The sequence below is a fragment of the Bradyrhizobium sp. SPXBL-04 genome, from assembly GCF_051853035.1.
Lineage (GTDB): Bacteria > Pseudomonadota > Alphaproteobacteria > Rhizobiales > Xanthobacteraceae > Bradyrhizobium > Bradyrhizobium zhanjiangense.
Window position 1 is genome coordinate 3,698,626 of the sequence record NZ_CP182472.1, and the last position, 22,713, is coordinate 3,721,338.

23 protein-coding genes and 3 pseudogenes are annotated in these 22,713 nt (G+C 64.4%); 12 read left to right on the forward strand and 14 right to left on the reverse strand.

Annotated features, from left to right (window positions below; genetic code table 11):
- Positions 1 to 13: 13 nt before the first annotated feature.
- Positions 14 to 277 carry a hypothetical protein gene (locus tag ACNJX8_RS17430; protein ID WP_128933188.1) on the reverse strand — a complete coding sequence of 88 codons (264 nt, stop codon included), beginning with the start codon at positions 275 to 277 and terminating at the stop codon, positions 14 to 16.
- Between the two features lie 291 nt (positions 278 to 568).
- Here ACNJX8_RS17430 and ACNJX8_RS17435 point away from each other — a divergent pair, with 291 nt between their 5' ends.
- From ACNJX8_RS17435 to ACNJX8_RS17445, 3 genes and pseudogenes are all read left to right on the forward strand, one after another.
- Positions 569 to 1,015, forward strand: a complete 447-nt coding sequence (locus ACNJX8_RS17435; RefSeq protein ID WP_091889766.1) for a hypothetical protein — start codon at positions 569 to 571, stop codon at positions 1,013 to 1,015.
- Positions 1,015 to 1,512, forward strand: a pseudogene (locus tag ACNJX8_RS17440) (DMT family transporter); the annotation flags it as partial. The gene ACNJX8_RS17435 and the pseudogene ACNJX8_RS17440, both read left to right, overlap by 1 nt.
- A 112-nt stretch (positions 1,513 to 1,624) precedes the next feature.
- Positions 1,625 to 1,834: pseudogene (locus ACNJX8_RS17445) on the forward strand (hypothetical protein); the annotation flags it as partial.
- A gap of 58 nt (positions 1,835 to 1,892) precedes the next feature.
- Here the strand turns inward: ACNJX8_RS17445 and ACNJX8_RS17450 are convergent.
- Both ACNJX8_RS17450 and ACNJX8_RS17455 read right to left on the reverse strand, forming a co-directional pair.
- Positions 1,893 to 2,174: a histone gene (locus ACNJX8_RS17450; protein WP_164939110.1), complete on the reverse strand. Its 282-nt coding sequence runs from the start codon at positions 2,172 to 2,174 to the stop codon at positions 1,893 to 1,895.
- Positions 2,175 to 2,240: 66 nt separating this feature from the next.
- Positions 2,241 to 2,405: pseudogene (locus ACNJX8_RS17455) on the reverse strand (deoxyribodipyrimidine photo-lyase); the annotation flags it as partial.
- A 213-nt stretch (positions 2,406 to 2,618) separates the two neighbouring features.
- Here ACNJX8_RS17455 and ACNJX8_RS17460 point away from each other — a divergent pair.
- Positions 2,619 to 4,349, forward strand: a complete 1,731-nt coding sequence (locus tag ACNJX8_RS17460; RefSeq protein ID WP_439361448.1) for a methyl-accepting chemotaxis protein — start codon at positions 2,619 to 2,621, stop codon at positions 4,347 to 4,349.
- Between the two features lie 121 nt (positions 4,350 to 4,470).
- On the opposite strand, the gene ACNJX8_RS17465 is transcribed toward ACNJX8_RS17460, so the two are convergent.
- On the reverse strand, positions 4,471 to 5,130 hold the full coding sequence (locus tag ACNJX8_RS17465) for a peroxiredoxin (protein WP_091889756.1): 660 nt from the start codon (positions 5,128 to 5,130) through the stop codon (positions 4,471 to 4,473).
- A 382-nt stretch (positions 5,131 to 5,512) separates the two neighbouring features.
- On the opposite strand from ACNJX8_RS17465, the gene ACNJX8_RS17470 reads away from it, so the two are divergent.
- Positions 5,513 to 6,085, forward strand: a complete 573-nt coding sequence (locus ACNJX8_RS17470; RefSeq protein WP_164939111.1) for a hypothetical protein — start codon at positions 5,513 to 5,515, stop codon at positions 6,083 to 6,085.
- A 55-nt stretch (positions 6,086 to 6,140) separates the two neighbouring features.
- Here the strand turns inward: ACNJX8_RS17470 and ACNJX8_RS17475 are convergent, their stop codons facing one another.
- Together ACNJX8_RS17475 and ACNJX8_RS17480 are read right to left on the reverse strand one after the other, a co-directional pair.
- Positions 6,141 to 7,994, reverse strand: a complete 1,854-nt coding sequence (locus ACNJX8_RS17475) for an alkaline phosphatase family protein (protein WP_439361449.1) — start codon at positions 7,992 to 7,994, stop codon at positions 6,141 to 6,143.
- 1,233 nt (positions 7,995 to 9,227) lie between these two features.
- Positions 9,228 to 9,503 (reverse strand): hypothetical protein, encoded by a 276-nt coding sequence (locus ACNJX8_RS17480; RefSeq protein WP_439361450.1) that lies wholly within the window; start codon positions 9,501 to 9,503, stop codon positions 9,228 to 9,230.
- 283 nt (positions 9,504 to 9,786) lie between these two features.
- Between ACNJX8_RS17480 and ACNJX8_RS17485 the strand changes: the two genes are divergently transcribed.
- The gene (locus ACNJX8_RS17485) at positions 9,787 to 10,233 is read left to right on the forward strand and encodes a hypothetical protein (protein ID WP_249756502.1); all 447 of its coding nucleotides are present in this window, start codon (positions 9,787 to 9,789) and stop codon (positions 10,231 to 10,233) included.
- 1 nt (position 10,234) lies between these two features.
- Here ACNJX8_RS17485 and ACNJX8_RS17490 read toward each other — a convergent pair whose 3' ends face one another.
- A complete protein-coding gene (locus ACNJX8_RS17490; RefSeq protein ID WP_439361451.1) occupies positions 10,235 to 11,077 on the reverse strand; it encodes a GNAT family N-acetyltransferase in 843 nt (280 codons plus the stop codon).
- A gap of 108 nt (positions 11,078 to 11,185) precedes the next feature.
- Between ACNJX8_RS17490 and ACNJX8_RS17495 the strand changes: the two genes are divergently transcribed.
- Positions 11,186 to 11,887, forward strand: a complete 702-nt coding sequence (locus ACNJX8_RS17495; protein WP_249756501.1) for an SDR family oxidoreductase — start codon at positions 11,186 to 11,188, stop codon at positions 11,885 to 11,887.
- 112 nt (positions 11,888 to 11,999) lie between these two features.
- Here ACNJX8_RS17495 and ACNJX8_RS17500 read toward each other — a convergent pair whose 3' ends face one another.
- Positions 12,000 to 13,055: a serine hydrolase gene (locus ACNJX8_RS17500; RefSeq protein WP_439361452.1), complete on the reverse strand. Its 1,056-nt coding sequence runs from the start codon at positions 13,053 to 13,055 to the stop codon at positions 12,000 to 12,002.
- Between the two features lie 282 nt (positions 13,056 to 13,337).
- Between ACNJX8_RS17500 and ACNJX8_RS17505 the strand changes: the two genes are divergently transcribed.
- Both ACNJX8_RS17505 and ACNJX8_RS17510 read left to right on the forward strand, forming a co-directional pair.
- Complete coding sequence (locus tag ACNJX8_RS17505) at positions 13,338 to 13,727, forward strand: ArsR/SmtB family transcription factor (RefSeq protein ID WP_091889742.1); 390 nt, start codon at positions 13,338 to 13,340, stop codon at positions 13,725 to 13,727.
- Positions 13,727 to 14,218, forward strand: coding sequence for an SRPBCC family protein (locus ACNJX8_RS17510; protein ID WP_439361925.1), 492 nt, complete (start codon positions 13,727 to 13,729; stop codon positions 14,216 to 14,218). The genes ACNJX8_RS17505 and ACNJX8_RS17510 overlap by 1 nt, the downstream gene beginning before the upstream one ends.
- A gap of 169 nt (positions 14,219 to 14,387) precedes the next feature.
- Here ACNJX8_RS17510 and ACNJX8_RS17515 read toward each other — a convergent pair whose 3' ends face one another.
- A complete protein-coding gene (locus ACNJX8_RS17515) occupies positions 14,388 to 14,705 on the reverse strand; it encodes a hypothetical protein (RefSeq protein ID WP_439361453.1) in 318 nt (105 codons plus the stop codon).
- 125 nt (positions 14,706 to 14,830) lie between these two features.
- Here ACNJX8_RS17515 and ACNJX8_RS17520 point away from each other — a divergent pair, with 125 nt between their 5' ends.
- Positions 14,831 to 15,145 (forward strand): hypothetical protein, encoded by a 315-nt coding sequence (locus ACNJX8_RS17520; RefSeq protein ID WP_420809149.1) that lies wholly within the window; start codon positions 14,831 to 14,833, stop codon positions 15,143 to 15,145.
- 15 nt (positions 15,146 to 15,160) lie between these two features.
- Here the strand turns inward: ACNJX8_RS17520 and ACNJX8_RS17525 are convergent, their stop codons facing one another.
- Positions 15,161 to 16,090, reverse strand: a complete 930-nt coding sequence (locus ACNJX8_RS17525) for a Bug family tripartite tricarboxylate transporter substrate binding protein (protein ID WP_439361926.1) — start codon at positions 16,088 to 16,090, stop codon at positions 15,161 to 15,163.
- Positions 16,091 to 16,223: 133 nt separating this feature from the next.
- Between ACNJX8_RS17525 and ACNJX8_RS17530 the strand changes: the two genes are divergently transcribed.
- On the forward strand, positions 16,224 to 17,066 hold the full coding sequence (locus ACNJX8_RS17530; protein WP_128941227.1) for a hypothetical protein: 843 nt from the start codon (positions 16,224 to 16,226) through the stop codon (positions 17,064 to 17,066).
- Between the two features lie 3 nt (positions 17,067 to 17,069).
- Here the strand turns inward: ACNJX8_RS17530 and ACNJX8_RS17535 are convergent, their stop codons facing one another.
- From ACNJX8_RS17535 to ACNJX8_RS17550, 4 genes are all read right to left on the reverse strand, one after another.
- Complete coding sequence (locus tag ACNJX8_RS17535; protein ID WP_439361454.1) at positions 17,070 to 18,281, reverse strand: ABC transporter substrate-binding protein; 1,212 nt, start codon at positions 18,279 to 18,281, stop codon at positions 17,070 to 17,072.
- 40 nt (positions 18,282 to 18,321) lie between these two features.
- Complete coding sequence (locus ACNJX8_RS17540; protein ID WP_439361455.1) at positions 18,322 to 19,179, reverse strand: fumarylacetoacetate hydrolase family protein; 858 nt, start codon at positions 19,177 to 19,179, stop codon at positions 18,322 to 18,324.
- 22 nt (positions 19,180 to 19,201) lie between these two features.
- Positions 19,202 to 20,710: a bifunctional 3-(3-hydroxy-phenyl)propionate/3-hydroxycinnamic acid hydroxylase MhpA gene (gene mhpA / locus ACNJX8_RS17545; RefSeq protein WP_439361456.1), complete on the reverse strand. Its 1,509-nt coding sequence runs from the start codon at positions 20,708 to 20,710 to the stop codon at positions 19,202 to 19,204.
- A gap of 73 nt (positions 20,711 to 20,783) precedes the next feature.
- Positions 20,784 to 21,575, reverse strand: coding sequence for a DNA-binding transcriptional regulator (locus ACNJX8_RS17550; protein WP_439361457.1), 792 nt, complete (start codon positions 21,573 to 21,575; stop codon positions 20,784 to 20,786).
- 147 nt (positions 21,576 to 21,722) lie between these two features.
- Here ACNJX8_RS17550 and ACNJX8_RS17555 point away from each other — a divergent pair, with 147 nt between their 5' ends.
- Entirely contained in the window at positions 21,723 to 22,706 is a 984-nt protein-coding gene (locus ACNJX8_RS17555) for a VOC family protein (protein WP_439361458.1), read from the forward strand.
- Positions 22,707 to 22,713 lie beyond the last annotated feature (7 nt).

Below are 22,713 nucleotides of genomic sequence, written 5' to 3' on the forward strand. Positions count from 1 at the left end.
GACGCGCGGCGCCTCAGTAGCAGGGGTGCCGGCGGCCGTCCTGGCCGATATAGGCGGCCGCGCCCCGGTAGCAGTGGTTGGTCGACGGGCCGTCGTAATAGGCGAAGGTCCCGGGGGTGATGCCGGGCCCGTAATTGTGCAGATAGCTGATCGGATAGGGCAGCGGGTTGGCGTAGGAGCGGTGATACCGGTGATGTCCCCGCGCCTCCGCGAGGCCAGGGGCTAGGATTGCAGCCGACAGGGCAGCAACTGCGGCTACAAGCTTCAACTTGCTCATCTCGATTCTCCGGAACCCGCGAATAGGTCGGCCATTTATAGCAATTTCGGGTGGCCAGGACATCGGTTCGGAGGCGCGGAATCAGGCCCAACCCCGCAGATTTCCGGGTGGGTGTGACAGAATTGCCGGACATGCGGTCGAAAGCTGCCCATTTTTGGCCTTTTCGGGATGCTTAACGAATTCCCCACACAAGTATGACCAAAGACTATTCGGCTAAGAATCTTGCTGCCGGCCCTTGGGGGGCTCCTTCGAGGCCGGTCCATTCCTGAAGGCTTTCGCCGTCACGTCGCCATGCGCATCCCGCTTTTGAGCCTGCTGTCGCTCTGCCTCGCCGCCGCTACGCCGGCGCGCGCCGAGCTGCACATCACCCGCGACCACGGCGGCTATGTCGAGGAGTACAAGGCCAAGTACAAGCGCGTGCGTGAGAAGGGCGAGCGCGTCATCATCGACGGCATCTGCAATTCGGCCTGCACGCTCGTGCTCGGCATCGTGCCGATGAACAAGATCTGTGTGACGCCGCGCGCCAGCCTCGGCTTCCACCAGGCCTACTACGACAAGGCCTTCACCTTCGGCATCAAGGTCACCAGCGCCGAGGGCACCTCCGATCTGATGTCCTACTACCCCGACAAGGTGAAGGACTGGATCCGCCGCAATGGCGGGCTCACCACCGACATGAAGAAGATCAAGAACGGGGTCGAGCTCTGGAAAATCATCGATCCCTGTCCGGAAGAATGGTGATGCAATGGGCCGGTCTCGTGCTCGGCCTCGGCGGGGTCGTGCTGATCCTGCACAACCGCCCAATGACCGGCGAAGCCGGGCTCGGCTGGCTCGCCTCGGTGGTCTCGCTGATCAGCATCACGCTCGGCACGCTCTATCAGCGCCGCTACTGCAATCACATCGACTGGCGCGCCGGCAATCTCGTGCAATACGTGTCCGTCACAATTTTCTTCGCGATCGGAGCCTTTCTGTTCGAAGACCGCGTGGTGCACTGGACGCGGGAATTCGTGCTTGCGCTCGCCTGGCTGGCCGTGGCGCTCTCGATTGGATCGATCGGGCTGTTGTACTGGCTGATCCGCCACGCCGCGGCAACCTCGGTCGCGAGCCTGTTTTATCTGGTGCCGGCCGTGACGGCGCTGATGGCCTATCTGCTGTTCGGAGAAAAGCTGGACGCAATTGCCATTGTCGGCATGGCGCTCTGCGCCGCAGCGGTCTTTGTGGTCAATCGACGCTCTTAGCGATATCCAGCGCGCACAGCCCTGACGTGTGTTGACTGTTTTCGTGCTAGGGTGGGGCATTCAACCTATTTCTTTTTCAGCGCGGTGATGTCCATGAAGAAGGCGAGGCGTGCATATGGGGTCGCTTGAGGCGCCGTTCTCGATGACCGAGGGCGGCTACGTGATCAAGAAGTTCAACGGCAGGCGGGTGATCAAGCAGTTCGGCTCACCGGAAAAACGGCGGCGCTTCAACGCCGAGGACCGGCGCGGCCATCGCAGTGAATTCCGCGATCCCAAGGGCAAGCATCATCCTGGCCGGCGCGCAGCCAAACGGCGAGGGTAGGCTGGCGCTGGAGCTGTCTCCGGGCGCGCCCGCGCCCGGAGATCTGCTCTGAGTGCGATCAGCGCTTGGCCTTCTTGGCCTTCTTCTTCGACTTGGCGGCTTTCTTGGAGGCTTTCTTGGCGGCCTTTTTCGCGGCTTTCTTGGACGATTTCTTTGCGGCCTTCTTCGTGGTCTTCTTCGCAGCCTTCTTCGCAGTCTTCTTCGGCGCTACTTTCTTCGTAACCTTCTTGGCGGCTTTCTTCACCTGCTTGACGGCGGTGACCGCGGCGTCCTTGGTCGCTTCCACGGCGGTGGTGATCGTGCCCATCGCCTGCTCTGTGATCGGCTTATCGTCGTCCATGTCGTCCCCCATTGTTTGAACGAAGCGATGACGATAGCGGGTTTCAAAATTGTGTCAAAGCAACGCTCAACCTTTGCGGATCTTTGCGTAGGCGGCGAGCGCTCGCATCCCTCGGCATGATCGACGATCAGCTGCGGGCATGATGCCCGCGCTCGCAAGCTCGATCGGCGTTGCCTGCCACGGCGGGTGGATCAGCTTCGCCGGCCGGTCCTTCAGCTCCGGCACCCAGCGCTAGGCTTTCGATGGCATCGCTTGCGATCTTCGGTGGAGGACGCAGCTCCTTCGATGCGGGCAGGGGGCGCCAGGCGCCAGCACGGGCCGCCGGTCAGCGGTGTCCTCGTTTACGATTTGGAAAGCATGCCGCGGGCCGCGGTGCGAACGGTCGTTAATGGGGCCGTAAGCCGATTGCACGAATATGCAGGAATTACGGGGGTCATTTCATCCATGTCCAACCTTCTCTCGGCGAAGTTCCTGCCGCAGTTCAAGCTCGGCACCAAGGCCGTCCTGTGCGCGGTACTGCTGATCGCCATGAATACAGCGCTTGTGGTCGGCGCCGGCTATTGGTCGCTGACATCCGCCTTCAATGATCGAGCGCTCCGCGACATCGAGGTCAATCTGCGCACGTTGGCTTTGGCCTTTGCCGAGACCGTTCCAGACGTCAAGATCACGATCCGGGATGGCGCGGTCCAGCGCGCCGAGATTCCCAATATGCCCGACCTCAGGGATCACGCCATCGTCGATCGCGCGGTGTCCTATGTCGGCGGCAATGCGACCCTGTTCGTGTTCGACGAGGCGAGCGGGCAATTCGTGCGACGCTCGACCAACGTGAAGAAGGAAAATGGCGACCGCGCCGTCGGCACCCAGCTTGCCGCCGATCATCCGGGGCAGGCGCCGCTGCGTCGTGGCGAGGCCTATAAGGGGCCGGCCACGCTGTTCGGTAAGACGTTCATGACCGCCTATTTCCCGATTCTGGACGCGACCGGCAAGGTCGCCGGCATCCTCTATGTCGGCATCCCGATGGCCCAGTTCGAGAGCATGCTGTCCCAGGCGATCGAGAGCATGGCCGCCGCCGCTGGGCTCGCTGCGCTCCTAGTCCTGATCCTCACCTTGGTGATCGTCCGCCGGGTCACGAAACCGCTCACCTCGGTCACGCATTCGCTCACGGCGCTTGCCAACGGCCAGAGCGACGTCGCGATCGAGTGCGAGGACCGCGCCGACGAGATCGGCGAGATCGCCCGCACGGTCGCGGTGTTCAAGAGCAATTCGCAGGAGCGGGCGCGCCTGCGCAGCGAGCAGGCGGCGGCCACAGCTGCGGCTGCCGAGCAGCGCAAATCCGACCTGCGCAACTTCGTCGAGGAGTTCCGCGGCAGCGTCGGCGGTATCCTCGACAAGGTGCTGATATCGTCGGGCGAGTTCGAGCGCGTGGCGCGGCAGCTCACCGACGTCGCGCGTTCCACGGCCGATCTGTCGGCGCGGTCCGCCGGAGCCTCCGAAAGCGCCTCCGAGCACGTGCGTTCGGCGGCGTCGGCCTCCGACGAACTGTCCCAATCCATCTCCGAGATTACCCGCCGGGTGCAGGAATCCAACGAGATCTCCGCCGAGGCGGTGCGGCAGGCCGAGGCGACCGACCAGCGCATCGCTCAGCTCTCGGAAGCCGGCGCGCGCATCGGCGACGTCGTCAAGCTGATCACCTCGATCGCCGAGCAGACCAACCTGTTGGCGCTGAATGCCACCATCGAGGCCGCGCGCGCGGGCGATGCCGGCCGCGGCTTCGCGGTGGTGGCCCAGGAGGTCAAGACGCTCGCCGGCCAGACCGCCAAGGCGACCGACGAGATCTCGAACCAGATCGAGAGCATGCAGCTCGCGACCGAGGAATCGGTCGCTGCCATCAAGGCGATCAGCCAGACCATCGAGCGCATCAGCGGCATCGCCGGCTCGATCTCGGCTGCGGTCGAGCAGCAGAAAAGCGCGACCCACAACATCGTGGCCAGCGTTCGCGCGGCGGTGTCGGGCACGGCCGATGTCGCCGTCAATGTCCGTCACGCCGCCAAGGGCGCGGGCGAGACGGGCGAGACCTCGAGCCGGATGTTTGCCTCCGCCCAGGCGTTGTCGGGCGAGAGCCTGCATCTCAAGGCCGAGGTCGACGGCTTCCTCGACCGTGTCCACGCGGCGTGATCCAATGCAGCCGTTCCGGGGCGGTGCGCTAGCACCGAACCCCGGTGCGCAATTGCGCACCTCAGGGCTGGCCCTTCGGACCATCCCGGGATGACGTTTTGCAGTCGCTATCGGCCAAAAATCACTTCGGCTGCGGCACGATGCGGATGTAGGGCTTCGGCTCCTTCCAGCCCTGCGGGTAGATCGTCTTGGCCTCGTCGTTGGAGACCGAGCCCGCGATGATGACGTCCTGCCCTTGGGTCCAGTCGGCCGGCGTCGCGACGCGATGCTTGGCGGTGAGCTGGAGCGAGTCGATGGCGCGCAGGATCTCCTGGAAGTTTCGCCCTGTGGTCATCGGGTAGACCAGCACCAGCTTGATCTTCTTGTCCGGCCCGATGACGAAGACGTTGCGGACGGTCTGGTTGTCGGCCGGCGTGCGGGTGAGGGGATCGCCCGAGGTCGAGGCCGGCAGCATCTCGTAGAGCTTGGAGACGTTGAAATCGGTGTCGCCGATCATCGGGTAGTTCGGTGCGGCGCCTTGCGTCTCCTTGATGTCCTCCGACCATTTGGAATGGCGGTCGACCGGATCGACCGAGAGGCCCATCAGCTTGACGCCGCGCTTGTCGAACTCCGGTTTCAACTTGGCGAGAGCGCCGAGCTCGGTCGTACAAACCGGCGTGAAGTCCTTCGGGTGCGAGAACAGCAGGGCCCAGCTGTTGCCGATCCAGTCGTGGAACTTGATCTTCCCTTCGGTGGTCTCGGCTTCGAAGTCGGGTGCGGTGGCGCCAATCGGAAGTGTCATGGTTCTACCTCATCTCATTGAATTTACTTTAGAATTCAGCTTTTGCCGTCGTCGTCAGTATAGAATGCCGGAGAGGCCAAGTGAACCGGCTCAAGTAAAATGTGAATTCCTTCTTTGAAGAGCCGATTTCCTAGCACCTTTCTGTTACAGCGGCGCCTGCGGCGAAGTATCTCCACCCGGGGTCACACGGTCGCGATTGCCCCGATAATGCCTTTTATGACTTTCATCACGCTCGCCCGGCGCTTCCTAGAACCAGAATGGTCCTAACAGCGACCAATTGGCAACCATCTAGAAAAGTCGTGATCCCCGTATCGAATCGTTAACCACCCCTTTACGTCGGCATGAAAATGCTGGCCGATCAGAAGAAATCTGGAAGTGAACTATGTCTGCCGCTGCGCCTAAGCCTACCGACTCGTCGTCCCTCGAACCGTCCTGCCGCGATACCGCGGCCCATGCGCTGAGCATCGTGCGCGACGGCGTGATCACGGGGGAAGGCCCGACCACCAAGGGAAGGGTGCATTTCTCCCGTTCGCTCGATGCCGATGACACCGCCTGGTGCATGCGCATCCTGACCGCCACCGCCGTCAACGACCAGCCCGTGAGCCGCACCGAGGCCGAAGTGCTGTTCGAGATCAACGAGGCCGCGACCGAGCGCGCCGACGGTGGCCGGTTCGACGACCTGCTCGCCAAGGCGGTCGCCCATTATGCCGCCAGCGCCTCGGGCCTGAAGGTGCCGCCGCGCAGCGTCGCGCTGTCGGCCGACACCGAGATCGAGAGCTGGGCGCCGTCCTATGCCTCCAAGGTCAACAGTGAGATGCTGGAGTGGATCGCCGGCCAGATGCGCGGCAAGCGCCACAACAACCGTCGCCTGATGGCGATGGTGGCGACCTTCCTGGGCGCCACCGCGCTGCCTCTGGCAGGCCAATTGCCGAACGTGTTCGACATCGGCATGTAAGATTTGGGCTTGTAAATTTACGCGTCTCAATCGAGGACGTGATGAAGCGGCGGGGTTATTTCCCCGCCGTTTTTTGTTTGCCGCCCTCATCCTCGAGCCCGAGCGTGCGGCCGGGGAAGCCGGCGGCATCGAAATAGCGCTGGGTGCCGACGCGCTGGAAGTTCAGAACGGTCATCAGGCCACCTTCGGCCGGTTTGGACTTCAGCGTGCCGGCATAGGCCTTCGGCACCGTGCCGTTGGGCATGGCCTCCGACATCACGCGGCCGACGAGATCGCCATTCTGCGCGCCGCGCAGGTCCATGAGCCGGGCAGCGGTCATGCCGACGTCGGCATTGCTGACCGGGATCTCGTCGACATAGCCGGCTTTGAAGTCCGGACCGATGGCGGCCATGAAGTTCATGGTGTCGCCGCGGCTGAAGCTGCCATGCATGCCTTGGCCCTGGCGCAGCACGGTGTCGGCGACCTGCACCGAGCAGTTGGTCGGCGCCTCGCCGCAATCGCTGGCATAGGAGCGGAAGTTGACGACGATCGACGGCGTCGGCGTCGCCGACTTGCCGCGCAGATTGATGCTCGACAGCGGCAGGGTGCCGGGGAAGCGGCCGAGCGCGTCCTCGACGAACAGGCCGGAGACGTAGTCCTGCTCGAGCAGCGCCTTGATCGTCTTCGCCGCCAGCTTCTTGTCCTTGCTCGGCAGATAGATCAGGTCGGAGCCGCCATTGGTGGCGACGACGAGATCGGGCTTGGTCGGATCTTTGCCGAGCACGCCGTTGCCGGCCTTGGGATGCTTGTTGCCCTCGATCTTCGCATTCTTGTCGTTGGGGTCGAACAGCGGCAGGTCGAGCGCTTTCGCAAGGTCGAGCGCCAGGAAGCCCATCGGCAAAAAGTCCTTCGGCGTGTCGTCATAGCTGATCTTGGCCGAGGGGCTGGTCTTGCTCTCCTTGGAGATGGTCGAGAAGCCGTGGTCGGCCGAAACGATGATGTTGGTCGAGGCGGCTAGCCCGAGCTCGTCGAGCGCCTTGCGGAGCTGGGCGAGGTTGGTGTCGGCATTCTTGATGCCGGCCATCGAGGTGGGGCCGTTGATGCCGGGCTTGATCTGATTGAGGCTGTCGCCGGTATTGTGCTGGCTGCCGTCGGGGTCGCGCGACCAGAACACCAGCACGAATGGCTTGTTGCGTGCCTTGAACATGGGTAGCACCACCTTGGTGGCGACATCGGCGAAATAGGCCTGCTGCGCGACGTTGGCGACCGTGGTGCCAGGGGTTTTGGCATCGCCCGCCTTGGAATTGTCACCGCGCGGCGGCGTGGCGGTGGGCAGGCCGGCCTTGGTCAGCGCGTCCTTCACCTCGTCCGAGAGCGCCACGCCGATCTTGCCGCCGGTGGCGTCGTCGAACACGATCGAATGCAGACCGGCCTTCTCGGGCTTGTCGGTGTGATCGAACTGGTAGGTGGGACCATGTTTGCCCAGCGCGGCAGTGCTGAACCCCTTGTCCCGGGCCATCTTCAGGATGGTCTCTTCGTTCAGATAGTTGCCCTTGAAATGCTCGTCGATGTCGCCGAGCACGGCATCGTTCTCGATGAAGGGGACCACCGTGTCGCCGGCGGGGACGGAGGTGTAGTTGGTCCAGATCGTGTTGGAGAACACGCCGGTATCGCCGAGATAGTGTCCGGTCGACATCGCCGAGCCGTTGGCCATGGTGAAGGTCGGGAAGAGCGAATGCGGGTTCTTGAAGTTGACGCCCTTGTCGCGGACCTCGGCCATCGCAGGCGCCGTCTCCGGTGTGACCTTCAGCGCGCGAAGACCGTCCGGAATGAACAGGATCAGGTTGCGTGGCGTGTTGTTCTGGGCGGAGGCAAGTCCGGTGGACAGGATGGTCAGTCCGGCGGACAGCAACACCAGTGAACGGCGCATCAAATCTCTCCCTGCGGTGAGGCGGCTCGGCCGCTGGCGGCGGCCCCGGCTTCGTTTAGTTTCGCTGGATGACCGTTTTGTTACAAGAGCGGAGAAGCGTGCAAAGAAGGGCAGAGCACTCGCGCATCCCGGACGCGCTGCAACGCGCGAGCGTTGCTGCGCAGAGCCGGGACCCAGGAGGGCGGCGCGTTTCGCTGTTGCATGGGCCCCGGCTCTGCAGCGCACCGCTGAAGAAGCGCTGCGCCGCGTCCGGGGCACGAGACTGGAATTTTATCGCGCAACTGCCTCAACACCGTCATTGCGAGCGGAGCGAAGCAATCCAGACTGCCACCGCGGAGGCAGTCTGGATTGCTTCGTCGCAAGGGCTCCTCGCAATGACGGAGTTTGAGGCGGCATGGTCGCTCATCATTCGCATTTCAATTGCAGACACACCTTCTCATCCTCGCGGCTTGTTCGCCCGAGCTTTGCTTCGGTGCCTTGCCCTCAATGAAAGAGGGCGCAGGGAAGACCGGGAGCCGGTTGGCTCCTATGGACCGCCATGCCGAGAGCAGATTGCGTGTGCTTCAATGCATAGCGGGAAACAGGGCAACCGGAAGCATCCCGGCCTTCCCTGCGCAGTGGTTGGAACGGCTTATGTCGCGCTCTCCCCGGGGAGCGATGCACTATTGCCCCCGTCGCCTTGCGGATCGCTGATGCTGCGAACCCGGTCGGGCCGCCACATCACCGCCAGACTTGGCGCACAGAACCCCGGGCGCCAGGACCACACGATTTGGCCGTACGCGAACCGCACCCGTCGTTGGCGCGACGCGTTCGCTCACGGTTGCCCGCCCTGCGAAGCCTTTCGCGCCGGTGTGGTCCATGTCCACCGCCGCCCGACCCGCGTTCGTGACGATCGCGATACGCCCCTCTTCCTTGGGCCGGGTTGCGCGACACATACGCCGTTTCCGAATTTCGGTAAGCGGAATATTTTGGATGGCGCGGTTGACCCATGGCTTGCGTGTTTTGCCCGACAGGTAACGCAAGGTCTTGTAGCCCGGATGGAGCGCAAGCGTAATCCGGGATTTCCATCCGTGCGGACCCAGCGGTCCCGGATTGCGCTGCGCTCCATCCGGGCTACGGCCATTATCGCGCAGCCGGCGGCAACGGCGATTCTTCAGCTCACAATAAGTAGGCCGCAAAAGAACAACCCGCCGCTCGATGAAGGCGACGGGTCGTGCAAATGAAGCCCTGTCGCTACCAGCGATAGCCGCCGGTCAGCGTGCCGTTGTTGTTACCGTCAGGGCCGACGTCGCCCTGCGTCGAGCTCGGGGTCGGATGGCGGATGCCGTAGTACGCGCCATACGGTGCGACGTCAGGATAGTACGCGCGCGGCTGAACCGGTTCGTAGGCGGGCGCGTCCCAACCCACGCGCGGTCCGTTCCAATCGTAGTAGCCCTGCGCCGACGCGGCTGTAGCGCCTGCAACGAGCGATGCCGTGACCAGGCAGAGGAGTTTTGACTTGTTCTGCATTCGAGTGCTCCTTGCTTGTGTCGGGGGCCAACGGTTGCAATGCGGGAGCGTTCCGGACGTATTGGCCAGGAGCGATCAACTCCGATCAACTGGTTATGAATCGCGTGGCGCGGAACGAAGTGGCGCAAACGGGACGGGAATCCGGGCGTTCTGCCGCGCCATGTTCCCCGTTAATCCCGTGTCTTAACCAATAATTAATTATACGTTTGCGGGCGGGCGACAGCCCGGCCTAGCGTGCGGTGGGGAGCCGCTACCTGCGAAGCCAAACGAGTTGGTGTGTATCATGATGTCGAGATCACAAGGGGCGCTATTCGCCTCGCTCAGCGCAGCCGCGCTGCTCCTTAGCGCCAGCGACAGTTTTGCCAGACCCGGCGGCGCCGCGCCGCATGGTGTCACCGCAGCTCCGTCAGGAGCAATGGCACGTGCGCCGATCGGGCCGGGAGCCCGGTTCCACCGGCGCAGCAATCCCTGGGTCTACTGGCCGGGCGGGGGCGGGTTCTTCTACGACGGCGCGACGTACAGCCAGCCTTTCGGCGAGGCGGCGCAGCCGCTCTCCAATGACGTGCGCTACACCTATACGTATGACGTTCCCTGGGATTGGGCGCATCGCTTCCCGCCGAACGTCGTGCCCTCCGACCGGCCCTATGTGCCGAGCTGCCCGACCGAGCAGGTGACGGTGCCCGGGCGCGGCGGCGGCGAGCACACCGTCAACATCATGCGCTGTTACTGAGCTAGCCCAGTTCGAAGCTGGTCACGCCGAAGACGCGGTCGATGCGCAGCGGCGGGATCGGCCCGGTGTACATCCGCGCCGTCTCGAACACCGGCTTGAGCCCGAGCTCGCCCGCGAGCGCGATGGCCTCGCGATTGACGGCGGGGACATCGAGAAAGACCTCGCCGCCGTCTGCGTTCGACAGCAAAGCTTGCACGATCGCTTCCGCCGCCGCGAGATCGTGCGCGACGAGCGGGCCGATCTTGTGGCCCGTCCGGCACGGCCGGATCACGCCCCAGGCGGCGAGCTTGCCATCGCGCAGCAGCGCGCGGCCGACATGGCCCGATGTGTTGATCCAGGCGCGCAGGAAGGCGCTGCGCGGCGCAGGGAAGACGGTGGCGTCATCAGCTTCAACAAGTGCAAACGGGATCTTGTCGAGGGCGACGACCTCGGCGGGCGGTTTCGGTGGTGCGGTCACGATGCCGCCATAGCGGATATTGGCGTAGGCGAGCTGGAAGCCCGATTTCCTGTAATTGTCCTGCTGTGCGACCACGCCATCGAGCCCGATTACGCGGGCGCCCGCATGCGCGATCGCCGCGTTCCAGATGCGCAGGCCGTGGCCGCTGCCGCGAAAGTCTGCACGCACGATGTAGAAGCCGAGGAAGGCGAAGCGGTCATCGTAATTGACGCAGGAGACGGTCGCGACCGGCTCGCCGTCGATCTCGCCGACTAAGAAACCTTGCGCGTCAGGGATCGCGAAGCAGGCAGCATCGGCCAGGCCCGGATTCCAACCCTCCGCCGCGGCCCAGTCGATGGCGACGGCGATCTCCTCGGGACGCAAATTGCGGATCTGCAAATCACTCATGACGGATGCTCTCGACGGTGGACCTGACAGCGGGTCCGGCGGTAGAAGGCCTCATGATAGGCTGGGCCTGTGGCTCGCCTCAACGATATCACAGAGGATGAATCGCTCATGGCGGACAAGGTTGCACTCGTCACTGCGGGCGGCAGCGGCATGGGCGCGGGGGCCGCGCGGCGGCTGGCAGCGGACGGGTTTCGCGTCGCGATCCTGTCGTCCTCCGGCAAAGGCGAGGCCCTGGCTGCCGAGCTCGGCGGCTTCGGCGTCACCGGTTCGAACAAATCCAATGACGATCTGAAGCGTCTCGTCGACGGTGCGCTGGCCAAATGGGGACGCATCGACGTGCTCGTCAACAGCGCGGGCCATGGGCCGCGCGCGCCGATCACCGAGATCACCGACGAGCAATGGCATACCGGCCTCGATACGTACCTGCTCAACGTGATCCGCCCCACGCGGCTGGTGACGCCGGTAATGCAGGCGCAGAAGGGTGGCGCCATCATCAACATCTCGACCGCCTGGGCGTTCGAGCCGAGCGCGATGTTCCCGACCTCGGCGGTGTTCCGGGCGGGCCTTGCCGCCTTCACGAAAATCTTCACGGACACCTATGCCGCTGACAATGTCCGCATGAACAACGTGCTGCCGGGCTGGATCGACAGCCTGCCGCAGCTAGACGCGCGCCGCGACAACGTGCCGATGAAGCGCTACGGCAAGGTCGAGGAGATCGCGGCGACGGTCTCGTTCCTGGCATCCGACGGCGCGGCCTACATCACCGGCCAGAACATCCGCGTCGACGGCGGGCTGACGCGCTCGGTCTAGAGCATGATCGGTTCTGATTGGATCAGAACCGAAGCTCTAGATTCTTGTTTTGACGCGTTTTCTTCACGCGAACCGGTATCCACTTCGCTCGAAAACGCTCTAAAGCGGCGCCTCAATGTGAGGCGACAAGCCGCGCCAGTTCCGGCAATATCTTGTAGCGCGCGATCTCGTGCGGATATTCGCCGCGATTGGCGAGCAGGACGATGCCGAGCCGCCGCGCCGGCACGAGGCCGATATAGCCGGAGGCGTTGTTGAGGCCGCCCGGCTTGTCCACGATGGTGACTCCGGGGAGATGCACGCTCTCCCAGGCCATGCCCTGTCCGAACTTCTCGTCGACGCGGAAGGACTCATGCTGCGTCATCCGCAACGCCTCGCGCAGATGCGGATCGACCGAGCGGCCATCGACGCAGGCAGCAACGAAGCTCGCGAGATCCCGCACCGAAGAGAACATCTGGCCGGTGCCGGAAAAGTCAAAATAGCTCTGCTGGTTGCCGATCGGGCCGATCGCCATGCCCTGATCCGAATAGCCCTGGACCACGCGCCGCATCCAGGCCTCGTCCATGGTGGCGCGGTTGTCTTCGCCGCGCTCGGGGACGCAGGTGGTGGCCATGCCGAGCGGCGCAAGGATGCGCTGTTCGAACAGGGCCGCGGTCGGAGCGCCGTAGCGGCGCTCGAGCACGAGCTGAAGCAGCACGTAGCCGGCATGGGTGTAGATGCGCTGCCGGCCGGATGCGACGCCGGGCGGCGGCACGAAGGTGTTTAGCATGGCGATGAACTGGTCGCGCGTAAACTGCTCGTCCGGCCAGGGCGGATGATCGGTCGGCAGCAATAGCCCGGAGGTGTGCGTGGCGAGCTCACCGACGGTGACGCCGCGGATGTAGTCGCCGCTCAGCTCGGGCAGGTATTTCGGCAGGTGGTCATCGAGCCGCAGCTCGCCGCGCAGTGCGCCGAGCGCCACGAGGGTCGCCTCGAAAGGTTTGCGCAAGGAGGCGAGATTGAAAAGCGTGTCCGGCGTCACCGGCCGTTTGGCGGCATCATCGGCGAGACCGTAAGTGAAGAACTCGACATGGCGGCCGGCATAAAGGGCGGCGGCAAGCCCGCCTGAATAGTCCGGCGTCGCGGTCGGCGCCAGCTCGTTCGCGACGATGTCGCGCATCTGCGCGATCATGTCGGAATCCGCCAAGCCGCGGCCGGACCAGGCAAGCGCGAGCGGAACGAGCGCTGCCCGGCAAAGCGCCCGCCGGGTGAGGTGTGATGAGGTGACAACAGACGGCACGGCTCTGACGCAAGATGTGATGTGCCCCCGAGCCCCTCTTAACGTGAACGAGCGCGCGCCCCAATTCACGATTGCGCGTTGTGGGTTCCCCCGTGTGGGGCTCGCGACAAAATAACTTAGCCTGTGAGCTAACAATTGTTGACGCCGGATGGCGGCGGCCCTATAGTTAGCTTCATGGCTAACCAATTGTCCCGGCTCGACCAGGTTTTTTCCGCGCTCGCCGATCCCACGCGGCGGGCGATCGTGATGCGGCTCTGCGCGGGCGAGGCGTCAGTCGGCGAGCTCGCCGATCCCTTCGACATGGCGCTGCCGAGCTTCATGAAACACATCCACGTGCTGGAGACGAGCGGGCTCGTGCTGTCGGAGAAATCCGGCCGCGTGCGCACCTGCCGCCTCAGCCCGAATGCGCTGCTCAGCGCGGAAGACTGGTTCCAGCAGCAGCGTGCGATCTGGGAGGCGCGGCTCGATCGGTTCGAAGCCTATGTGATGAAGCTCAAGAAAGAGAAGGAGAGGGCGGCCGCCAAGCGTCCGTCCCGAACAACCAAACGGAAAGGTTCCGAGTGATGACGAAATCTGCCAATGCTGCCTTGTCGCAATGGTCCCTCGACCGCGAGATCGTGATGTCGCGCGTGATCGACGCGCCGCGCGATCTGGTGTTCGAGGCCTGGTCCGACCCGAAACATCTGCCGCAATGGTTCGGGCCAAAGGGATTCAAGATCGAGACCTTCGAGATCGACGTTCGCGTCGGCGGCGTCTGGCGCTTCAACATGATCGGCCCCGACGGCACCGTCTATCCGAACCGCATGCGCTTCCGCCGCATCGAGCGGCCGTCTCTGATGGAAATGGATCACGGCGTCGACCAGGACGAGGATCCCGGCATGTTCCGCTTCACCGTCACCTTTGCCGAGCAGAGCAACGGCAAGACCGTGCTGATGATGCGCCAGCTGGCCTCGAGCACCGAGCAGCGCGATGGCATGATCGGATTCGGCGCGGTCGAATACGGTTACCAGACGCTGGACAAGCTGGCGGCGTATGTGGCGGGGATGAAGCGGTGAGATCGCGTTCGCAAAGATTTCTCGCGGCCACTTGAACGTGTCTTAAGTTCATCGCTCAGCCGTTTGAAAAAAAACGAGTGCGGCTCCGGCGCAGAGGACGCGCCGAGGTCGCACTCATGCGCGCCACTTGGTCATGTCGAGTTTCGAAGGGGCCTGATCATTGCTCCCGCTAACGACGCGGTGTGCCGCCGGACGGTGGGGTCGTCTCGTTGCGCATGCCTTTTGGACTGGAGGCACCTTGTCCGCCACGCTCCACATGCGTGATACCGCCGCCGCCACCTGCACTGCCGGCGCCTGCGCTGCCTCCATCGCCCGAGCCTGCGCCTGCTCCGGCACCTGCGGCGCCAGCGCCACCACCGGCTCCGCCGCCAGCGCCTCCAGCACCACCACCGGCGCCGCCGCCGCCCGCACCTTGTGCGAACGCTGCGCCGATGAAAGCGCCGGCCAGCATCGCGGCCGTGAAGATCGTCAGAATCGTCTTACGCATGTTGTTGCTCCCAAAGATGTACGAGGGGACCAATCACGCGCGTTGCCAACCGTTCCTACGCTCATCGATGTGAAGGCGCGGCGATCTCGTCGCATCGTCCGGTCCGAAAATCGGAACACCGGATCGTGCACCAGGCCGGTAGGAACGATAGTGGCCCTCCGGCTTTGGCAGTGATGACGCACATTATCTTCAGCGATTACCGCAATCCCGCCGCCGAGCAGGCCTTCGAGATCGCCTGGGACTTTCTCGCGCGCACGGACGCCATCAGCGACGAATTCGAAGCCTGCGTGTTCCTGGCGCAACGTATCGCCGTGATGGTGGAGGAGGGACAGACGAATCGGATCCGCATGGCCAATCGCGCGATCTCCGAATATCAGCACCACGTCGACGAACGCGACGACTTCATCCGCAGCGGCGGCCGCCGCGCCGGAGGGCACTGAGCGCCGCATCGATCGTCATTCGCCCTTGAGGCCGGCGTCGCGGATCAGCTTGGTCCATTTCTGCGTTTCGTTGTCGATGAATTGGCCAAACTCCGCCGCGGTGCCGGGCCGCACTTCGAGGCCCTGCGCGGTCAGCCTGTCCTTGATTGCGGGTTCGGCGAGTGCGCGCAGCACCTCGGCCTGAAGCTTCTCGACAATCATGCGTGGTGTCGTCGATGGCGCCATGAAGCCGTACCAGCCGGCGGCGGCCACGTTCGGAAAACCCTGCTCGCGCAAAGTCGGCGCCTGCGGGTAGAGCGCGCTGCGCTCGGGCGAGGCGACGCCGAGCACGATGAACTTGCCGCTCTGGATGTAGGGCAGGGCGGTCGGCAGCGCGGTCAGCGTGGCGTCGACGCGGCCGGCGAGCAGCTCGGTGTAGGAAGCGGCGTCGCCGCGGAACGGGATGTTGAGGCCCTTGACGCCAGCATCCCGGAACAGGAGCTCGCCGGCAAGGTGCGGCTGCGAGCCGGCGCCGGGCGAAGCGAAGGTGAGGCCGTCGGGCTTCGATTTGCCATAGGCGATCATTTCGGGGAGCGTCTTGAACGGCGCGTCGGCACTGATGATCAAGAACAGCGGCGCGATCACCGCCATCGCGACGGGTTGCAGATCCTTTCGCTCGTAGGTCAGCTTGCCGAACAGCGCTTCGGCGGTGGCATAGGGAGCTGCGACATAGAGAAAGGTGTAGCCGTCGCCCGGCGCATGCGCGACCATATCGTTGGCGATGCGCGTGCCGGCGCCCGGCTTGTTCTCGACGATGAACTGCTGATGCAGGCTGCGGCCGAAATCCTCCGCCAGGAGGCGCAGCGAGATGTCGTTGGAGCCGCCGGGTCCATAGGGTGAGATCAGCCGCACCAGGCGTGACGGCCAGGCCTCCTCAGCGCGTGCGCAAAATGGCGGGCTCGACAGGGATGCGACAAGGGCGCCCGGGCCAAAACTGCGCGGAAAGCGCCCGCGCACACAGACTTTTGTCGTGATTCCATGGCGTCTTGTGACAGGATTATTACGAATACATGTCAGGTCGATTACAGCGGAGCGATTCATGTTGCAGTGGCAGGCACGGTCAAATCCCCTCGCGTGGTGGTGGGGGTCCCTGACGCTGGTCAGCGCTGCCAACATCCTCGTCTGGTTCATGCTGTACCGCGAGTTCTACCCGACCGTTGCGGGCAGCGTCAGTGGCGGCTCGGATATCGGCCTGATGTTCCTGCTGTGCGCGGCCTATGTGTTCGGCTGCGCCTTCCGCTCGGTGCTGCCGCGCGCCGATGTGCAGCGCATCTGCCTGTTCGATACCTGGCTGTCGAGCGTGTTCGTCGGCCGTACGGTCGCGACCGTCGCCGAGGTCTGCTTTGCCGCGCAATGGGCGATCATCCTGCACCAGCTCGGGAACATGACCGGTGCGGAGACCGCGGTGAACATCGCGCTCGTGATCGTGCCGATCATCATCATTGCGGAGTGCTTCTCCTGGTACGCGGTGGTGACAACCAACTTCCTCTACAATGCGATCGAGAACTCGCTGTGGGCGGTGACCTTCTTCCTCGCCGGCATTGCGCTGTGCCGGCTGATGCCGGAATTCCAGGGCGTGGTGCGCTGGGCGCTGATCGCCGGAATCGTCGGCATTGCCTGCTTCCTCGCCTTCCTCGTCACCGTCGACGTGCCGATGTATCTCAGCCGCTGGCGGGCAGGGCACGCCGAGGGCGGCAGGTTCTTGGGCTTCCTCGAAGGCCTGCACGACGTCGCGACGCGCTGGGTCGTGACCCACGACATCGCGCACTGGAAGGGCGAGCTGACCTGGATGTTCCTGTATTTCAGCGCCGCGGTGTGGTCGAGCCTCGCGCTCTGCGCGCTCTACGCCATGGAAGGCTATCTCACGCGCTATCTCGCCTGACGGTTACTTGCCGACCAGGCCGCACTTGCTGCGGTCGAGCGGACGGAAGGCCTGGTCCGGCGGGATCGTTGCGATCAGCTTGACGAAATCCCAGGGACCCCTGGATTCCTCCGGCGTCTTGACCTGCACCAGATAGAGGTCGTGCACCATGCGCTGGTCCTCGCGGATACGGCCGTTGGGGGTGTAGGCATCCGATACCGGAGTTGCCTTCATCTTGGCCATCACGGCGGCGCTGTCGTCCGAGCCGGTGTCTTTCACGGCCTGCAGATAGTGGCGTACGGCAGAATAGACGCCGGCCTGGATCTGCGAGGGCATTGCTTTCCTGCGCGCATAGAACGCATCGGAGAACTTCCGGGCGGCGGGCGAGACGTCCTCGAAGAAGGAGGTGACGATGAGATCGCCGCGCGTGGCCTTGAGCCCGACCGCCTCGATGTCGACGTTCTGAAACGACATCGGCACGATCTTCATGCCTTGGCTGGCGAGCCCGAATTCCTCGGCCTGCTTGATCGCGGTGGCGTTGTCGCCGGCGACGTTGATCGCGAGGATCTTTGCGCCCGACGACTGCGCCTGCAGCAGGAACGAGCTGTAGTCGGGCGTGCCGAGCTGCGCCTTGACGCTGCCGGCGACCCTGCCGCCGAGCGCGGCAATGCGCTCGCGCGCGGTCGCCTCGATCGAGTGGCCAAAAGCGTAGTCGCCGGTGATGAAGAACCACGGTTCCTTGCTGGTCTGCATGATACCGGAGACCACCGCGGTCGCCGTGGAATAGGCGTCCTGGGTCCATTGCACGCTGGTCGGCGCGCAGGCTTCATCGGTCAGCTGGTTGGCGCCGGCGCCGGAGACGAGAAAGATCTTGCCGTTGCCGCGCACCAGCTCCTGCACCGCGAGTGCGGCGCCGGAACTGCCACCGTCGGCGATCGCCTGCACGCCGTCGCTGAACCACTTTCGCGCGAGGGAGGCGGCGAGATCCGGCTTGTTCTGGTGATCGGCCTGCAAAATCTCGATCGGCTTGCCGTTGATCTTGCCACCGAACTCCTCCACGGCCATCCGCGCCGCCTCGACCGAGCCGGGACCCATGGCGGTTGCGAAGACGCCGTTCATATCAGTGAGGACGCCGATGCGGATCGCATCGCCTTTGATCTCGGCGCGCGCAGTGGCGCTTGCAAGCGCCAGCGCGGACAGCAGGATGGCGGTGGACGTCGTGCGGATTGTGGTCATGGCGTTTCCCGATTTTATCGTTGATCGATGGTGCCGGCAGTCAGGTCGGTTCGGCGATGACCTTGTTGCGCAAAGTACCGATGCCGGAGATCTCGACCTCGACGGTGTCGCCGGGGCGCATCCACAGTGGCGGCGTGCGCTTGGCTCCGACGCCACCGGGCGTGCCCGTGACGATGACGTCGCCGGGCACGAGCGGGCAAATCGTCGAGATGTAGGCGATCAGTTCGGGGATGGCGGTGATCAGAAGATCGGTGGTGGTGTCCTGCACGACATTACCGTTCAGCCGCGTCTGCAAGGAGAGCTTTGACGGATCGGGGATCTCGTCCGCAGTCACCAGCCAAGGCCCAAAACTGCCGCTCTCGGCAAAGGTCTTGCCAGAGAGGAACTGGCTGGTGTGGCGCTGCCAGTCGCGGACGCTGCCTTCGTTGTAGCAGGAATAGCCCGCGATATGGTCGAGCGCGCTGCTCGCCCGGATGTGGCGGCCTTTTTTGCCGATGACGAGCGCGAGCTCACCTTCATAGTCGAAATCGTCGCTGACCTTCGGCTTCACAAGGGGCTGCAGATGGCCGACCTGGCTACAGGGAAATCGGACGAACAGTGCCGGCTTCTCGGTGACGGTGCGGCCGGTCTCGGCGACGTGGTCACGATAGTTCAGGCCGACGCAGATGATCTTGCCGGGATCGGGGATGACGGGTGCGAAGGTGATCTTATCGAGCGCGTGATCCGGCGTGGCGGAGCCGGCGAGATTCGCGGCCTCCGCGAGATGGCCCTTTTCGAGCAGCCGGCGCAGCGTGGTGCAGTCGTCGCCGGCCATGCGCGCACCGAGATCGACGACGCCGCCATCCTTGACGGCGCCGAAGGAGGCGCGACCATCGGCGAAAAATGAAAGCAGCTTCATGAGGTATCCTTGAAAAGTTCGGTCAGGCCGCGGACGGCACGTGGGTTGAAGGCGTGATGGCGGCGATAAGCCGGTCGAGCTCGGCATCGTTGCGGGCGGTGCCGCGCACGTAACGGTCGGGCCGAACGAGCGCGGCGATGATGCCGTGCTCGCGAAGCCAGTGGCCGACACCTTCGGCATCGTCGCTGGACAGGATCTTGATCCCTGCCTGTGAAGGATTGAGAGATGACGACAACGTGGCCGCGCTCGCGACGAGGAGCACATGGCTGTAGCCGATCTGGTCGTCACTACGGCCACCGTCGCGCAAGATGAATTGCGGCGCGAGATGTCCGGCGAGAGGCAGGTCGCCGAGCGCAAGGCCCGGGCCGAGCAGGGGCTTCTTCACCTCGAGCCTGACCGGCGCATTCTCGCGCGCTTTGCCTGCGGCAAGGCCGGCTTCGATCGCCTTGGTGTTGATGACCCCGCCGAGGCGAATGGCGAGCTCAATGAACTCGCGCACATGCGGCTGGCGTTCGCTCTGATAGGTGTCGAGGAGGTCAGCTGCAGCGCCGCCACGGATGATCGCGCTGAGCTTCCAGGCGAGGTTTGCAGCATCGCGGATTCCGGCGCACATGCCCTGGCCCAGGAAGGGCGGTGTCTGATGCGCGGAATCGCCGGCGAGCAGCAGTCGAGCGCTGCGCCATCGCTGCGCGATGACGGAATGAAACGTGTAGACCGCGGCGCGCTCGATCGCGGCATCATCCGGCGTGATCCAGCGCGACAGCAGCTCCCAGACCTTGGCAGGTTGCGCTACCTCCTGAGAGTCCTCATCGGCAAGAACCGTGATCTCCCAGCGCCGTCGTGTGCCGGTGCCGCGCACGTAAGTTGCGGGCCGCCGCGGATCGCAATGCTGGAGGCTGTAGTCGCCGAGGTCGTCGCGCTCGCGCTTGAGCAGGACGTCGATCACCAGCCAGCGCTCGTGGAAGCCGAGATCGTCCATCCCCGAGCCGATGAAGCGTCGCACCAAGGAGCGGGCGCCGTCGCAGCCAATTACGTAGCCGGCGCGGACCTCGCTGAGCCTCCCGTTGGAGAGGTCCTCGTAGCGGATGCGCACGCCATGCTGATCCTGGTCCAGTGCGAATACATCGCAACGATTGCGCAAGGTTACGTGCGGCCATCGCGCGAGGCCGCCGATCAGCGCGTCCTCCAGATCGGGCTGATGGAAGCGATAGCTCAGATTCCAGCCCATCGGGGTGAGCGTCTGCGGCCGCGACCAGTCCAGCAGCATGCGGCCATCGGCGTCGAGGAAGAGCATCCCGGGGCTGAGGATGGTTTGCGGCAGGATCGCCTCGGCAAGGCCAATGGTCTGGAACACGCGCATGCATTCGTCGTCGAAATGCACCGCGCGCGGCAAATGATAAGTCCGTGCCTCGCGCTCGAGCACCAGCGTGCGCACGCCGCGCAGGCCGAGCAGGTTGGCGAGCGTGGCGCCGACCGGACCACGGCCGACGATGACGACGTCGAATTCTTCGGGGGCGGATTTATCTTGCATGGGGCTATCTCTTCCCCAAACAATGCCATCCCTTCAACGCCGCCGCGCCAAGTGTCCGCCCAGCGGACGGCGACTAGACCTCGACAGGAATGGCTGACGCGGTCTGCTGAAGCTGGCCCGCGAACTGCGCCACCCCTTCCTCGATGCCCAGCGCGGAGCGAATCCAAATGATTGAGATGCAGCCAAATACGGCGCCGTTCCGCACGATGGGGACGGCAATCGAAGCCGTCCTGGGATTGTATTCACCCTCGCTGCGGATCGCGTAACCCCGCGCGGCGGTCTCGGCGATCATGCGGTCGAGCCGGCCTTGGTCGAGGAAGGGGCGGTCGTCGGCGTCGTCGATGCGGCGCAGATGGGCCACGATCAGATCGCGCTCGCGCGCGGGGCAGGCGGCGAGATAGGCGCGGCCGGCTGAGGTGCGCAGCATCGGCAGGCGCTTGCCGATCATGCCGCGGTCGATCGAGAGGGGACTGCGCGAATGGGTCGTTTCCTGCACCACCATCGCGGCGTTCTCGTAGGTGGAGAGATCGACCGGCCAGACCAGCGTCTTGCTGAGTTCGGCGAGATAAGGCGCTGCCGCCTGGCAGATCACCACGCCGGGATCATAGCCGTCACCGAGGCTCAGTGCCCGCCGGGTCACACGAAAACGGTCGTCGCTGGCGCTGCGCGCGACATAGCCGAGTTCCTCCAGCGTTTCGAGCAGGCGATAGACGGTGGGGCGGGGCAGGTCGAGCGCGCGCGCAACGTCGCCGGCGCGGATGCCGCCGGAGCGGTTGACCTTCTGCAGCACGTCCAGCCCGCGCTTGAAGGCACGAACGCCTTCCGATTGACGGGGCTGGCCGTTCCGCGTCCGCTCCTTGGACACTTCGTATTTCCTCCCTTGTGGCGCACGGTCGCGCGATTATCGTCGTTGCGAACGCGAAGCGATTGCGGGACTTCACCGTAGGATCGCACGCGGCCGGTATCAAGTTCGCCGCACTGCGGCACATGCGATGCCTTCGGGAGGACGTCGATGGAAATCACCGCGCTCGGCTATATCGGGATCAATTCGTCCCAGCTCGACTCGTGGAACCGGATGGCGACCAGGCTGCTCGGCATGCAGCAGGTCGACCGCGGCGGCAAGATGTGCGCCTTCCGCATGGACGACCGCAAGCAGCGCCTGATCGTCGATGGCAGCAGCGATGCCGGACTTGCGGTGATGGGCTGGGAAGTTCACTCGGCCGCCGAACTGGACCAGCTCGCTGGCAGGCTTGAAGGGCAGGGCGTCAAGGTCGTCCGCGGGTCACGCGCACTGGCTGACGAGCGGCATGTCACCGAGCTGATCACGTTCGCCGATCCAGCCGGCAACCGGTTGGAGGCGTTCTGCAAGCCGGAGCTTGCAACCGAACCGTTCAGGCCCGGCCGACCGATCTCGGGTTTCCGCACCGGCGCGCTCGGCATGGGACACGTCGTGCTCAATGTCGAGGACGTCGAGCCGCTGTTGCCGTTCTATCGCGACGTCCTCGGCTTCCATGTCTCGGACTTTGGCCTCAAACCCTACGGGCTCTATTTCTTCCACGTCAACGGCCGCCACCACTCCTTTGCGATGGTCGGCTCCGGGCGCAAGGCGCTGCACCATTTCATGGTCGAGCTCGGCAGTCTCGACGATGTCGGGCAGGGCTATGATCTCGCGCAGATGGACGACGGCCGCGTTGCCTATACGCTGGGGCGGCACACCAACGATCACATGACCTCGTTTTATGTGAACACCCCGTCCGGCTTCTTCATCGAATATGGCTGGGGCGGGCGCGTGATCGATCCCGAGACCTGGCAGCCGCACGAGACCTTTGACGGCCCGTCGCTGTGGGGTCACGAGCGGCTCCATATGCCCGAAGAGCAGCGCAAGCGGCTGCGCGCCATGCGACTCGATGCGGCGGCGCGTGGCGTGCGCGTCGCCGACCCGCGCGTGCCGCCGCTCAACTGCGCGTGGCTGGATTCGCTGATCGCACGCGAATGATCCGCGG